Annotated in this window: 13 protein-coding genes; 12 read left to right on the top strand and 1 reads right to left on the bottom strand. The window is 51.0% G+C overall.

Annotation, left to right across the window (positions count from 1 at the left end):
• Positions 1-603 precede the first annotated feature (603 nt).
• Complete coding sequence (locus PUT07_RS01315; protein ID WP_274465923.1) at positions 604-2,151, top strand: L,D-transpeptidase; 1,548 nt, start codon at positions 604-606, stop codon at positions 2,149-2,151.
• A gap of 137 nt (positions 2,152-2,288) precedes the next feature.
• On the opposite strand, the gene PUT07_RS01310 is transcribed toward PUT07_RS01315, so the two are convergent.
• The gene (locus tag PUT07_RS01310; RefSeq protein ID WP_274465921.1) at positions 2,289-2,423 is read right to left on the bottom strand and encodes a hypothetical protein; all 135 of its coding nucleotides are present in this window, start codon (positions 2,421-2,423) and stop codon (positions 2,289-2,291) included.
• A 369-nt stretch (positions 2,424-2,792) separates the two neighbouring features.
• On the opposite strand from PUT07_RS01310, the gene PUT07_RS01305 reads away from it, so the two are divergent.
• The 11 genes from PUT07_RS01305 (at position 2,793) to PUT07_RS01255 (ending at position 13,650) form a co-directional block, all read left to right on the top strand.
• Entirely contained in the window at positions 2,793-4,151 is a 1,359-nt protein-coding gene (locus tag PUT07_RS01305; RefSeq protein WP_274465920.1) for an ABC transporter substrate-binding protein, read from the top strand.
• 84 nt (positions 4,152-4,235) lie between these two features.
• A complete protein-coding gene (locus PUT07_RS01300) occupies positions 4,236-5,141 on the top strand; it encodes a carbohydrate ABC transporter permease (protein WP_274465919.1) in 906 nt (301 codons plus the stop codon).
• A 42-nt stretch (positions 5,142-5,183) separates the two neighbouring features.
• Positions 5,184-6,023: a carbohydrate ABC transporter permease gene (locus PUT07_RS01295; RefSeq protein WP_274465918.1), complete on the top strand. Its 840-nt coding sequence runs from the start codon at positions 5,184-5,186 to the stop codon at positions 6,021-6,023.
• Positions 6,024-6,176: 153 nt separating this feature from the next.
• Positions 6,177-7,613: a PTS transporter subunit EIIC gene (locus PUT07_RS01290; RefSeq protein WP_338000733.1), complete on the top strand. Its 1,437-nt coding sequence runs from the start codon at positions 6,177-6,179 to the stop codon at positions 7,611-7,613.
• 85 nt (positions 7,614-7,698) lie between these two features.
• The gene (locus PUT07_RS01285; protein WP_274465916.1) at positions 7,699-8,532 is read left to right on the top strand and encodes a PRD domain-containing protein; all 834 of its coding nucleotides are present in this window, start codon (positions 7,699-7,701) and stop codon (positions 8,530-8,532) included.
• A gap of 153 nt (positions 8,533-8,685) precedes the next feature.
• Positions 8,686-9,783: a quinone-dependent dihydroorotate dehydrogenase gene (locus tag PUT07_RS01280; RefSeq protein WP_274465915.1), complete on the top strand. Its 1,098-nt coding sequence runs from the start codon at positions 8,686-8,688 to the stop codon at positions 9,781-9,783.
• A gap of 26 nt (positions 9,784-9,809) precedes the next feature.
• Positions 9,810-10,607: a GTP pyrophosphokinase gene (locus PUT07_RS01275; RefSeq protein ID WP_274465914.1), complete on the top strand. Its 798-nt coding sequence runs from the start codon at positions 9,810-9,812 to the stop codon at positions 10,605-10,607.
• Positions 10,608-10,610: 3 nt separating this feature from the next.
• Positions 10,611-11,036, top strand: a complete 426-nt coding sequence (locus PUT07_RS01270; protein WP_274465913.1) for a DUF309 domain-containing protein — start codon at positions 10,611-10,613, stop codon at positions 11,034-11,036.
• Positions 11,029-12,033, top strand: a complete 1,005-nt coding sequence (locus tag PUT07_RS01265) for an ABC transporter ATP-binding protein (protein WP_274465912.1) — start codon at positions 11,029-11,031, stop codon at positions 12,031-12,033. The genes PUT07_RS01270 and PUT07_RS01265 overlap by 8 nt, the downstream gene beginning before the upstream one ends.
• Positions 12,030-12,845 (top strand): ABC transporter permease, encoded by an 816-nt coding sequence (locus PUT07_RS01260; RefSeq protein WP_274465911.1) that lies wholly within the window; start codon positions 12,030-12,032, stop codon positions 12,843-12,845. Before PUT07_RS01265 ends, PUT07_RS01260 begins: the two co-directional genes overlap by 4 nt.
• 19 nt (positions 12,846-12,864) lie before the next feature.
• On the top strand, positions 12,865-13,650 hold the full coding sequence (locus PUT07_RS01255; protein WP_274465909.1) for an ABC transporter permease: 786 nt from the start codon (positions 12,865-12,867) through the stop codon (positions 13,648-13,650).
• Positions 13,651-13,738 lie beyond the last annotated feature (88 nt).

The following is a 13,738-nucleotide window of genomic DNA, read 5'->3' as shown; positions in this document are numbered from 1 at the left end:
CCTTATCGTACGACAGCGCCCGCACCTGCCCGCTGCTGCCCACTGGATAGCGTAAGGATGTACTTGTGCGTTCTGGTGCTGCGCTGGGGTGGCATAACTGGAAAAAAACCAGTTAATCCAGGGTCCTGGTAGCCTTCGGGACGCTATTAAGAGCCGATATGGCACTTTTCGTGGAATCAGCAGGAAATTTTCCTTCAGTTGCGCCTCAGATTATGGAGAAATCGGATGGAATAACTGGAGAAATTCCAGTTACGCCTCATTCTGCGCATGCCCGGCCCGCCCTGCATGCCCCGCCCGCCCGGCCCGCCCGGCCCGCCCCGCGCGCCCTGCATGCCCCGCATGCCCCGCCCGCCCCGCGAGCCCGCGCGCCCGCGCGCCCGCAAGCCCGCAAGCCCGCAAGCCCGCCCGCCCCGCGCGCCCCGCGCGCCCGGCCCGCCCCGCAAGCCCCGCATGCCCCGCAAGCCCCCGAAAATCAGGAGTCTTGTTTTTTCATTTGGCCGCTATGCTCATAGAAATCAAGACTTGTTAATTTAGGCTTCACCTCCGAGTCCATGCTGCCGATAAATCAAAGAGAGTCTGGAAAAACATGGGGAGGTATCCGGGTTGAACAGGAAGAATGACAATGAGCGGTTGGAAAAGTTTTTCCAACATAATCCGATCGAAGATCCTCTATACCTGAAGAAATATGTCAAGGATCATCCTGATCATAAAATGGCTTGGTATTTGCTGGGCCGAGAATACGCCGCACAAGGCAAAGAGGGCAAGGCTGCCTATTGTTTCGCACAGTCTGGCGAGATTTACGAGGCCTTTGAGCGTCAGAAAATTACGATCGAAGGTCCGCTGCCCGAATATCCCCCTGCGGCCTCCAAGGGCGCCAGAGAGGCGGTAACGGCAGGCCGTGCGAAGGGAAAAGGCAGGTGGATGCCGCTGATGGTGCTTCTGCTGCTGCTGGCGGTTCCCGCGGCCATCGATTCCGCCAATAGCGGCTTACCTAAAGAAGCCGGGAAGGCGGGGGCCGGCCTTAACGCCAATGCCGCAGCCTCTGCAACACCTCCTGTGGCGAAGCAGGAGGGACCGACAGGGACGAGGCTGTATTTCGCGGAGGGGGATTGGTCGAAGAAGCTGGAACAAGTGCTTGCCTCCTCCGGTTCAGGAGCGGGCGAAGCCGTCATCATGCAGGCGCCGCGAAGCGCGGACGGCAAGTGGAAGGAGTGGCATAAGGCGGTCAGTCCGCTCCTCAGCGTTATGACACAGCCGGAAGGCGGTGGAGCTGCCGCGCTGAAGGTTTACCAATCGCAAGTATGCTCCTGCCAGCTCGCCGACAGTACGGCGCTTACCCCCGCTATCGATCAATGGATGCGTGACCGGGAGCAAGCGATTGTGCTTCAAAGCGCGATCCAAGCCTATGGAGCGAAGAACGGAGCGCCGCCGGAGAGCGCCGCGCAGCTGACGAAGCCGTATCCGGATAACCTGCTGCCGGGGTTAACCCCAGAGCTGCAGGAGCTGTTCCCGCAAGCGCTCGGTAACGTGAAAGCAGCCGCTTCCCAAGCGGGGCGCCAGGCAGCGGATGATAAATCCGTCCAGTCTCCGCCTGCGGCTCAAGAGCGTGGTGCACCCGGCAGCACGCAGCCTAAAGCTTCTGCGGATCCCCTGCAGGAACCGCTCCGCATCGTGATCGATACGGAGAAGCATCGGCTGGCGCTTGTCAGCGGCAGCTATATTTTACGCAGCTATCCGGTCGGACTTGGCGGTGACAAAACGCCGCAGGGCGAGTTCTATATCAGCGAGAAAGTGCGCAATCCGAACGGGAAGTCGAACGGGGAGTTCGGGAGCCGCGGGATGACGCTGTCGGATACGCTGTATGCGATTCACGGCACGAATAAACCTTCCAGCATCGGGAAGGACGAGTCGCATGGTTGTGTACGGATGCTGCAGGCGGACGTTGAGGAGCTGTACAATATGGTGGCGCATCAGACGAAAGTAACGATCGGCAAAGGGATCCTGCCTGCAGAGACGCCCGGCGCAGGCGACGGAAGCGGAGGCGGCTCTCCCGGTGTCGGTGCGGGTCGAGGGAAGCCCGATCAAACCTTCGGATTGCCGCTGCAGACGAATGACAGCAATCCGGGCAAAAAGTACAAATGGTTGGACTAACGTGGACGTAGATATTCAGTACATCGTAGTAAACCCGTCTGAACAGGATTCAGACGGGTTTTATCAATTTGTGTTGACATTTAGTTAGAAAGCGATTACAATTCGAAATGTGATGAATTCAAGCATTTATTTTGCAATTATTTGTCCAAAATGATCAAAACAGTCATCACAATGATGACAACGAGCAAAATCGAGCCTGTCCAAATGATCGCTTTCTTATTGATCTCCTCTTTGGCTTTTCGATTGACAGCTGCTGGTTTACGTTTGGACATTGGAATCACCCTTCTTCTTGAATTAGACGATATGTCCTATCATATCATAAGTAAGGGCTTTCATAGAAGTTGGCGGAAGCAAAGAAATTTTCAAATGAGCTATTGACGATGATGTTATTTTGGTGTAATATTTAGTCACATCAGGCAGTGAATTTAATTGAATATGTGAGTTTTAATAACATGTTACCGTAAGGGCATTAGTTATTAGAAGAATGCAAGACCTCTTCTATAACTATGCCCTTTTATTTTTTTTCCTGAAGCCAATAGCACGAAAGGGGTTGGTAGCTCCAAGCTTTAGAGATGAGAAACCGGGATCTGCGCTACGCCAGCTATCCAACAGAACGATTAAAAAAGGGAGAAGATGAACACATGAACATGAAAAAATGGTCAACAATGGGTTTGGCAGCAACCATGGCACTTGTAGCCGCAGGATGCGGTAATACGGCTGCTCCGGCGGAGACGGCGAAACCGGCTGCAACGGCTGCCCCGACGACGGCAGCAAGCGCTGCGCCAACAGCAGCGGGAGCGAAGAAATTGACTGGCGATTTTGAAATCCAATACTTTGTCGGCGGTTATGGCGACAAATGGTGGAAGAAAGTCATTGCCGACTTCCAAGCGGCAAATCCGGATTTGAAAATTAAAGAAAGTGCGGGACCCAAAATCAACGAACAAATGAAGCCCCGTTGGATCGCCGGGAACCCGCCTGATTTCGTATATATCGACGGACCTGAGCTGTTCGACCGCCAGATGGTCACAGACGGGCAGCTTGAAGATTTGACGGATTGGATCAAAGAAGCGAAGAACGTTGACGGCGAGAAAATTATCGATTTGCTGGCGCAAAAGCCGCAAGAGTTCGATGGCAAAATTTATAACATACCGTTCGTGATGAGCTCGTGGGGAATTTTCTACGACAAAGCGTTGTTCAAAGAGAAAGCTTGGGCTGAGCCAAAGGACTTCGAGGAGTTCCTGGCTGTAAGTGAGAAAATCAAAGCTTCCGGCATTAATCCATTCATCCATACCGGTAAATATCCTTACTACATCAATGGCTCCGTGCTGTATCCGGCGATCGTATCGGCCAATAACAACGACTACAAGCTGCTGCAAGATATGGCGACCAACAATCTGGAAGCATGGAAAAACCCGGCCATTATCAAAGGCTTGAACAAAATCGTACAGCTGCGCGACAAAGGCTATATCGACAAAGCTTCCGTACAAATCAACCACACGGATTCTCAGTCCTTGTTCCTGCAGCACAAAGATGCGTTCATCCCGAACGGCCTGTGGCTCCCGAATGAAATGGCGAAAGACGTGCCGGCTTCCTTCGACTTCGGCTTCATTCCATCCGTCACACAGGATAAAGGCGGCAAAGTTGTAGCCAATACATCCACATCGACTTTCGCCATTGCGAAAAAAGCGAAAAACAAAGATGCGGCGAAAGCGTTCATGCAGTTCGTCTTCTCCAAAACGCAAGCTTCCCAATGGGCTGAGCTGAGCGGCGCGCCATCGAATATTAAAGGCGACATTTCTTCCTCCAAGGCGCCTAACTTCGTTAAGGACGCTGCGAAATTCCTGTCCTCGCCTGACACGGTTGTGGTACCGAACGTTTCCTTCGCCGCTGATGTAGATAAAGCGATGCAGGATGCGACGGTTGCTCTGACGATCGGCACGATTACGCCGGAAGAGTGGGTCAAACGCGTAACGGATGTCGTAGCCAAGCAAAAGAAATAGCAATTGAATGAGGCGGTGCGGAGGACGAACGGGTAAACTCCCCGGCGTTCTCCGCCATTTCAATGATAGGACGGTGAGGATAGAATGAAGGCCAAGTCAAAAGTGTGGAAAAGGAATTTATTCATCGCTTCATTCATCATTCCGACTTTTGTGTTCTTCTGTGTATTTACCATTTATCCTGTGATACAGGCTTTGCAGAAGTCATTCTACGATTGGTCAGGAATGTCGGAGAACAGCACATTTATCGGCTTAGACAATTTTAAAGAGCTCTTCAAAGATCCAATTATCTTACGAGCCATCGGCAATGACTATTTCCTGGTAGCAGGCAAAGTCATCGGCATTATGATCCTTGCGACGTTCTTTGCGGTTGCTTTAACACGTTTCAAAGTAAAGGGCTCCGGCTTCTTCCGCGCCATCTTTTTCATCCCGAATGTTATTTCCGTTGTCGTTATCGGTGTGCTATGGAATTTCATTTATAATCCGCAAATCGGATTCCTGAATGCTTTCTTATCGCTTTTCACAAGTCAAAAAGTAGAGATTACATGGTTAGGCTTTCCTCAGCATACGATTTGGATGCTATTGCCGCCTACCATTTGGGCGGGTATCGGATTTTATATGATCTTGATGATTGCTGCAATCGTGAATATTCCTGCTTCTTATTATGAAGCAGCTAATATAGATGGAGCCGGTCAATGGTCGCAATTCCGCAACATTACCATGCCGCTCATCTGGGAGCAAATTAAGGTTTCCATCGTCAATATTGTTATCACGACATTGAACGGATCCTTCGTCATCGTTCAATTGATGACGAATGGCGGACAGCCTGACAATACGACCCAAGTGATGGGATCTTATCTGTATCGGATGGCTTTTCAACAATATCATTTCGGTTACGGAGCAGCCATCGGGGTTATGATTCTGGTCGTCTCGTTGATCACCACCCTTATCCTGCAGCGCATTATGCGCCAAGAAACCGTCGAAATGCATTAAGGTCATCCCAGAAAGAGATTCTAGAGGAGGGGGCACCACCTGATGGAGATCAAAAATCCGTTAGCTAAATTAATTGTGTGGATCATTCTGTTGATTTGGAGCGTCGCCGTGCTGTATCCGCTGCTATGGACGCTGCTCGATGCGCTCAAAAATAATGAGCAATTTTTCTTGAACGCCCCATGGGCGCTGCCGAAATTCCCGCTGCTGTGGTCGAATTTCTCCTATGTTTGGAGCAAATACAACTTCAGCACGTATTTCCTGAACTCCATTGTAGTCACTGCGGGGAGCACGCTGCTAGGGATGATTTTATCCGCCATGACGGCGTACATCTTAGCCAGATACGAATTCCGAGGAAGTAAACTTCTTTTCACCATTTACATCTCCTCGATGATGATTCCGTTCGCGCTTGCCCTGATTCCGTTGTTCTTCCTGCTGAACGATTTGCATCTGATCAATACGTGGTTGGGCCTCATTCTTGTCTATGCGGCGCTCAATCTGCCGTTCGGCATCTTCCTGCTCGTCGGCTTCTACAAATCGCTGCCGAAGGAGATCGAGGAAGCGGCAATCATCGACGGAACTTCCCACTACGGGACATTCTTCCGCGTCATGCTGCCGCTTTCGCAGCCAGGTCTCATTACGGTGATGATCACCAATATGCTCAACAACTGGAATGAGTATTTCTTGGGCGTTGTTCTGACGAACGAGCCGACGAAATATACGCTGCCCATCGGACTTGCCGTTATGCAGGCCGAGATGCAATACCGCGTAGAGTGGGGGCCATTGTTCGCAGGCTTGCTGATTACGACGCTTCCCACGCTGGTCGTGTATATCATTTTCCAGCGCCAGATTGCCAACGGCATCACGGCCGGTGCAGTGAAATAACCGTATAATTTTGCATAGAAAAAACACCTTAACCTAGAGGATTTTATCCTTTCGGGAGGGTGTTCTTTCTACTATAATTGGGATAGGCGAAAGCCAACAAGAAACGGCCAAACTTGTGGGCTTGATAGGTGACAGATGATGAGATCGATGTATATGTTGCAGAAAATGGGACGTTCTTTAATGATTCCGATTGCGGTGCTGCCGGCGGCATCCATTCTTTTACGTATAGGTAAAATGACCTTCAGCGATCCATTCCTTATGCAGGTGGCTCATGTATGCGAGTCCGGCGGGAGTGCGATCTTTGATAATCTGCCGTTAATTTTCGCGATTGGCATAGCCATCGGGCTAACTTCCGGCGAAGGGATTGCTGCGCTCGCGGCAACGGTTGGCTATCTGGTGTTCAACAATGTTTTACAGCTCTTTCACACGGGAACCGCTTCGGCGGAAAAGCTGGATATGGGTGTGCTCGGGGGCATGCTTGTCGGGGTGTTGTCAGCCGTGTTCTACAACCGGTTCCAGAACATTCAGCTGCCCAGGTCCTTAGGTTTCTTCGGCGGGAAGCGCTTCGTCCCGCTGCTTACGGCGATGTCGATGGTGTTTCTGGGGCTGCTCATGGGCTTGATCTGGCCTCCGGTTCAGCGGGCCATCAGCGTGTTCGGGCTATGGATCGTGGATAACGGCAATGTCGGCGTACTCATCTACGGTATCATGAATCGCCTGCTCATTCCGACGGGCTTGCATCACATCCTCAATAATATCGCGTGGTTCCAGATCGGGGATTACACAACGGATACGGGCAAAATCGTGCATGGCGATATCACAAGGTTTTTCGCGGGCGATCCGAGTGCGGGTATGTTCATGACAGGATTCTACCCGGTCATTATGTTCGGACTGCCGGCCGCGGCGCTAGCGCTGATTCGAAGCTCTTCCTCTACGAACAATAAGCAGCTGCTCGTTCCGGTTATGCTGAGCGCGGGCTTGACCAGCTTCCTGACGGGCGTTACGGAGCCTATCGAATTCGCTTTTATGTTCGTAGCTCCAGGATTATACGTGATCCATGCCTGTTTGACGGGCATTTCGATGCTTCTCATGCATGTGCTTCAGGTGAAAATGGGTTTCGGCTTCTCGGCGGGGTTCATCGATTTGGTGCTCAGCTGGCACTTGTCCAGTCATCCCTTCTATATTCTCCTTGCAGGCGCAGGGTATTTCGTTCTTTATTACGTAACGTTTCGCATCTATTTACATTTCTTCCCGATAAAAGCCTCCTCCAGCGAGGAAGCGGCCATGGCGGATGCGGAAGACGTCTCAATGGCAGCGGCTCCGCAAGAGGATCGTCCGACGAGCATTTTAAGACATATCGGCGGGCCGTCCAATATCGTTTCTATCGATGCTTGCATCACGCGGCTGCGTCTGCTCGTCCACGAGGAGAAACTCGTGGCGGACAGCGAACTGAAGGAGCTCGGCGCGATCGGCGTTATTCGACTCGGTAAGGGCAACGTACACGTCGTATTCGGAACGGAATCGGAACAAATTCGCGAGCGGATCAAACCTATGCTCCACACGCATAAGGACAAATCAGGACAAGCCTAAATTTACCCCACAAAGTGACGTATGCCTTCGAAGTCTATTCCGATTACTTTGCGGGGACCCCGAAACAAAGATTTGGAGGTGTCTTATGATTGAACGGACGATTGTACATGTTCTCTCCCACAATGTGGTGATGGCGCATTTGACTTCCGGGAAAAACTCGATTGCTTTCGGCAAGGGGATCGGCTTCAAGAAGACGCCGGGCATGCCGATTGCGGAAGCGGAAATTTCCCAAGAATTTCTTCTGCATACGTCAGAGGTGCTGAAGAATTACGAACAAATATTGAATGCGGTGGACGTCAAGATCATCGGTATAACCGAAGAGGTGATCGCCTATGCGCAGAGCATGCTCGAAGGCGACTTCTCGGAGACGATCCACGCTTCGTTAGTCGATCATATTAATTTTGCGGTTGAGCGGCAGAAGCGCGGCATATTCATCACGAATCCATTTGCCTACGAAATCGGATACATGTATCCCGAGGAATATAAAGTCGCCAAGAAAGCCGTCGAATTCTTGAATGAGCATTTGGACGTTACACTGCCTGAGGACGAAGTTGCTTTCTTGACGATGCACTTCAACAGCGCCCGCAAAAAGGAGCAAGCGTCGGATTCCCTGGCGGTCGTCCGCATGGTGTCCAAGACGATTGAGGCGGCCAAAGAGCTCGGCTTTCAATTCGACGATTCCTTCTCCACACTGAGATTCATCTCCCATCTGAAAGGCGTCATTGAACGGGTGAAACAAAAAAAGACGCTGCAGAATACGCTATTAGACAAAATTAAAGAAGAATACGGAGATACTTACGTGAAGGCGAAAGTTCTTTCCCTTGGGTTGAGCGATTTGCTTCAGATGGAAGTGCCGGATGATGAAACGGGATATTTGACGATGCATCTGGAGAGGCTGCTGCAGCGCTCGGAAGTATAATGAATGATCAGGTAGAATCGAATTCCTTGCAACCTTCATGGAGCAGGGATTTTTTGTTTGAAAATAAAGCTTAAGCCTTACATTGGATTGCATAATTGCACGTTGTCAGCTAAACTGACTGTTAGAGTCATTAGAGAACGGAGTGCATAGGACATGCTGTATAAGAAGTTAGCAAAACCATTTTTGTTTCGTATGGATCCAGAGAAGGCGCATCATTTGACGATTGACGGGCTGAGTGCGGTAAGCCGCTTCCCAGGCGGAACGCAGCTGCTCAAGTCGATGTACGGAGTGCCGCATTCGCCTCTGATGAATCAGCGGATCTGGGGATTGGAGTTCGCCAACCCGGTTGGCTTGGCAGCCGGACTGGACAAAAACGCGAAGGCGGTCAAAGGCTTCTCGCAATTAGGTTTCGGATTCATGGAAGTAGGCACGATCACGCCGAAGCCTCAGCCGGGCAATGAGCTGCCGCGGTTATTTCGGCTTCCCGAGGACCAGGCCCTAATCAATCGAATGGGCTTCAACAATGTCGGGACGGAAGAGATGGCGAGCAACCTGCGGCAAACAGGAAGACGCGACATTCCCGTAGCGGTTAACATAGGTAAGAATAAAACGACGCCCAACGAGCAGGCCGAAGAGGATTATCGGGCTTGTATCCGGGAGTTGTATACATATGGCGACTTCTTTGTCGTCAACATCAGCTCACCAAATACGCCGGATCTGCGTAATTTACAGCATGGGAATGATTTGAAGCGATTGCTTGATGCGGTTACTGCCGAGATGCAGCTTCAACAGAAGAAGCACGGTCACACGGGCAAGCCTATTTTGGTCAAAATTGCGCCGGATCTTACCGACGATGAACTGGAATTAACCGTCCATACGATTAAGGACAGCGGTGTTTCAGGGATTATCGCGACGAATACGACACTTAGCAGAGAAGGGCTTGTGCATGAGAATCGTTCGCAAGCTGGCGGACTGAGTGGAAGACCGCTTACGAAGCGCTCCACGGAAGTCATCAGCCGCGTCTACCAATTGACGGAGGGCAAGCTGCCGATCATTGGAGCCGGCGGCATATTCACGGCCCAAGACGCCTATGACAAGATTAGAGCCGGCGCCAGCTTAGTTGAAGTATATACAGGATTAATCTATGAAGGACCCGGGATCCTTACCCGGATTAATAAGGGCCTCCAGGATTTACTCAAACAGGATGGATATACTCATATTTCCCAAGCAATCGGTGCAGATCATAACTGACTTCATCTGGAATGGAGGATAAATCGATGGATGGACGAGACTGGAAGAAATTTCTCCTGCCATACGAACAAGCGACGGAAGAACTGAAAGTGAAATTCAAGACGCTTCGCGGCGAGCTCAAGAGCAGGGAAGAATATGCGCCAATTGAATTCGTCACCGGACGTGTCAAAAAAATATCGAGCATGCTGGAGAAGGCGAAGCGTCTGAACGTGCCGATGGACCAATTGGAGTCCGGGATTGAAGATATCGCCGGCATCCGGATTATGTGCCAATTCGTAGCGGACATCGAGCGCCTTGCCGAGCTTATCCGCAGCAGGCAGGATATGAGAGTCGTTTACGAGAAGGATTACATTGCCAATAAGAAGCCCAGCGGTTATCGCAGCTTTCATATTATTATCGAATACCCGGTGCAGACGGCACTCGGGATGAAGCATATTTTGGCCGAGATTCAGATACGAACGCTTGCTATGAATTTCTGGGCAACCATCGAGCATTCGTTGAATTATAAATATAAAGAACAACTGCCGGCTGATGTCAGAGCGCGGCTGAGCAAGGCGGCGGAAGCCGCTTACCAGCTGGATCAGGAGATGTCCAGCATTCGCGGAGAAATCGTCGAGTCGCAGAAAATGTTTGAAGACAATTCGAATTTGGTTAATAAAGTGCTTAGCAACATCCAGGAGCTGTACTTCTATCACCGAGTTCGGGAAGCGGCCCAATTCCAGCTAAGATTCAACGAGATTTGGGAAACGGAGGACGGCTTAAGCGATCTGTCTTCCGATATTGAAGCCGCAATCTCCAGAGCCAAAAAAGGAGAACAAAACTGATCTATGGCAACTTACGATCGTTTGTACGTAGCTTACTTGTATTATTTCAATGAGCTTCGCGATTATTTCGAATGCCATGAAGTCATGGAGGAGCTTTGGCTGGAAGAAGGCCGAAGCCCTCTATATCAAGGTCTGCTGCAGATTGCAGTGGGCCTTTATCATCATGCCAATGGAAACGTAAGCGGTTCCATTAAATTGTTTAGCGCAGGCTTGGATAAATTGGCGCCCTATCCGGCGGATGCGCTCGGTATTGATTTGGGCAGTCTCATGCAAGAAAGTACGCTGTATGTGTCCAAATTGAAAAGAATGGATGTTGAGCCGTTCGCTCCATACGATCTGACCATTCGGATACTAGACCCGGAGCTCGACCTGCTGCTCCAAGACATGAAGCAGCATCCACCCCGGCATGAGGAGGAAGGCGATGATTGAGGTACGCAAGTTAAGCAAATGGTATCAGGTTCACGAGCGGGAGCCCGGGTTCGCCGCTTCGCTCAAGAGCTTGTTTCACCGGAAGTTCCGAACGGTCAAAGCGGTTGATGAGATCTCATTTCACATCCCTGAAGGGGAAATCGTGGCATTCTTAGGGCCGAACGGAGCGGGCAAAACAACGACGATGAAAGTGCTGACAGGACTGCTGCATCCTTCCCATGGCGAAGTGAATGTCGGCGGTTTTGTTCCTTTTCAGCATAAAAAAGAGTTCAAGAAACAGATTTCCCTCGTCATGGGGCAAAAGAGCCAATTGATCTGGGATGTTCCCGCAGCGGAAACGTTCCTGGTGAACAAGGTGATCTACGAAATTCCGGATGACGTTTATGAAGAAACGCTAGGCGATCTCGTAGGGCTGCTTCAATTGGAGGAAGTGATCCGCAAGCCTGTTCGACAGCTCTCGCTCGGAGAGCGAATGAAGTGCGAGCTGGCCGCAGCGCTGCTGCACAGGCCGCGGATTGTTTTTCTAGATGAACCGACGATCGGCCTTGATGTGAATATGCAGGAAGTGATGCGCAGGTTCATTCAAGACTACAACCGCAAGTACAAGGCGACGATCCTGCTCACCAGCCATTACATGGCGGATGTGACCGCGTTATGCGAGCGTGTGCTCGTCATCGGCAAGGGCAGGCTGCTGTATGACGGTGCGATTGCTCAGCTCATCGATCGATATGCACCGAACAAACGGATTCGCCTTCAATTGGCGGGACGTACAGAGGCGCAAGCAATCACGGAGCTGACGGATGGAATGGGGACGTTGGTTCACTATGAATTTCCATATGTCGATATGGATGTACCGAGAGAGCAGGTTACCGAGCTTTCCGCTAGACTGCTGTCTACGCTGAACGTGCTGGATTTGACGATTGAAGACCCGTCAATGGAATCGGTCATCGCCCAGGCGTTTGAAGCGAAGACCGAAGGGGGAAGAGAGGACGCATGAAGGCATTCGCGCTGTTTTGGCACAAATACCGCGTGCTGCTTCGGGTGGAATGGGCGGTCATGTTTGCCTATCGCAGCGAATCGCTCATCTGGATGATCGGCGCCTTCATTCAACCGCTCGTATCCATGGCCGTTTGGCTGTCGATTAGCGACAATCAGACGGTCGGCGGGTACGATGCGCATGACTACATGGTATATTTCCTTGGCGTCCTGCTCGTTGATCGGCTTACGAGCACATGGGACGTATGGGAGCTCGACGCCAGCATTCAGGACGGCTCGTTGTCCACGAAGCTCGTGCGCCCTTTTCACCCCGTGCATTGGAGCATCTCGCAAAATCTCGTTTACAAGCTGTTTTTCGCTTTTCTATTAATCCCGGCATGGACGATAGCGGCAGCATGCTTTCCCATGCTCAGGCTAATTATTTCCTTGGAAATAATGGTGCTCTTCTTCATCGCCATTGTGCTGTCTTCTGCGATCCGTTTTCTTATCGGCTATGAGTTTGGCCTGCTTGCTTTTTGGACGAATCGGGCGACGGCAATTTACAGCTTATATGAAGGCATCCACTTGTTTCTTGCCGGCCGCATCGCACCGCTTAGCATGTTTCCCTCCTGGGTGGAGGATGCTGCTACTTGGCTTCCGTTCTATGTAACGGTCGGCTTTCCGGTTGAGCTGCTGACGGGGAAAATCGAAGCGGGTTCGTCTGCTGTGCTTCATTATTTGATGATTCAACTGGGTTGGGTCATTATTTTAGCGGGGGTATTCCGTCTGTTATGGAGAAGCGGTATCAAAAAATATGGCGCAGTCGGCGGTTAAGGAAGGAGGCGCAGCTTCGATGAAATATTTGCGGCTGTTCAGGGAATTTATGCGGGCCTGCTTGGTCGAGGAGTTCGAGTACCGGGCCAACTTCGCCGCCAATGTGTTGTCAACGGTATTTTGGCTGGCGATGGCTATATTGACGGTACAGTTATATTTCTATCGAACCCAGGAGATTGGCGGCTGGAACTTCTATGAGGTGCTTGTACTGCTGGGCATATTCAACGCCGTGCACGGGTTTATTGAGTTTATATTGCAGCCCAACATGACCCGCCTTGTTAATCATATCCGGAAAGGAACCTTGGACTTCGTTCTGACGAAACCCGTCGACAGCCAGTTTTATGTTAGTTTCAGGCATCTGGTCTTCTGGCGATTGTCGGATGTGGTGTTAGGACTTGGTCTGGTCGCCTATGCCTTATGGCAAATGCAGGCCATGCCCAGCCTGATGGAGTTGGCCCAGTTCGCCATCGTCTTCCTGGCATCGTTAGTTGTGGTGTATTCGCTCTGGATGGGCATGATGATGTTCTCCTTCTGGGCGGTGAAAGTGGACAACTTGTCCTATTTGTTCAGCTCTTTCTTTGAAACGGCGCGCTTCCCAGTCTCTGTGTACAAAGGCTTTCTGCGCGTTATGTTAACGTATATGTTCCCGATTGCTTTCATTACAACCTTCCCCGCCTCGGCGCTCATTGGCCGGATCCACGGTTGGCAGGTTGTGTTGAGCGTCGGCATTGCACTCGTCTGTTTTGTACTGACACGCTTGCTCTGGAGATTCGCTCTTAGGCACTATACGAGTGCAAGCAGTTAATTTCATTTCAGGCGTCTCGCCGGTGCTGATCAATCTAACGGACGCCACGGAACGATGGACCCAGCCCCCCATCCGCTCGGATGTTCAT

It is taken from the genome of Paenibacillus sp. MAHUQ-63, from assembly GCF_028765165.1.
Classification (GTDB): Bacteria; Bacillota; Bacilli; order Paenibacillales; family NBRC-103111; genus Paenibacillus_E.
The sequence above is the reverse complement of the archived record's forward strand: the minus strand, read 5'-3'. Positions and strand labels throughout refer to the sequence as shown.

Coding starts and splice junctions, on each gene's coding strand:
- PUT07_RS01310 (WP_274465921.1), bottom strand. CDS start 2,423: ATGTCCAAACGTAAACCAGCAGCTGTCAATCGAAAAGCCAAAGAGGAG.
- PUT07_RS01305 (WP_274465920.1), top strand. CDS start 2,793: ATGAACATGAAAAAATGGTCAACAATGGGTTTGGCAGCAACCATGGCA.
- PUT07_RS01300 (WP_274465919.1), top strand. CDS start 4,236: ATGAAGGCCAAGTCAAAAGTGTGGAAAAGGAATTTATTCATCGCTTCA.
- PUT07_RS01295 (WP_274465918.1), top strand. CDS start 5,184: ATGGAGATCAAAAATCCGTTAGCTAAATTAATTGTGTGGATCATTCTG.
- PUT07_RS01290 (WP_338000733.1), top strand. CDS start 6,177: ATGTTGCAGAAAATGGGACGTTCTTTAATGATTCCGATTGCGGTGCTG.
- PUT07_RS01285 (WP_274465916.1), top strand. CDS start 7,699: ATGATTGAACGGACGATTGTACATGTTCTCTCCCACAATGTGGTGATG.
- PUT07_RS01280 (WP_274465915.1), top strand. CDS start 8,686: ATGCTGTATAAGAAGTTAGCAAAACCATTTTTGTTTCGTATGGATCCA.
- PUT07_RS01275 (WP_274465914.1), top strand. CDS start 9,810: ATGGATGGACGAGACTGGAAGAAATTTCTCCTGCCATACGAACAAGCG.
- PUT07_RS01270 (WP_274465913.1), top strand. CDS start 10,611: ATGGCAACTTACGATCGTTTGTACGTAGCTTACTTGTATTATTTCAAT.
- PUT07_RS01265 (WP_274465912.1), top strand. CDS start 11,029: ATGATTGAGGTACGCAAGTTAAGCAAATGGTATCAGGTTCACGAGCGG.
- PUT07_RS01260 (WP_274465911.1), top strand. CDS start 12,030: ATGAAGGCATTCGCGCTGTTTTGGCACAAATACCGCGTGCTGCTTCGG.
- PUT07_RS01255 (WP_274465909.1), top strand. CDS start 12,865: ATGAAATATTTGCGGCTGTTCAGGGAATTTATGCGGGCCTGCTTGGTC.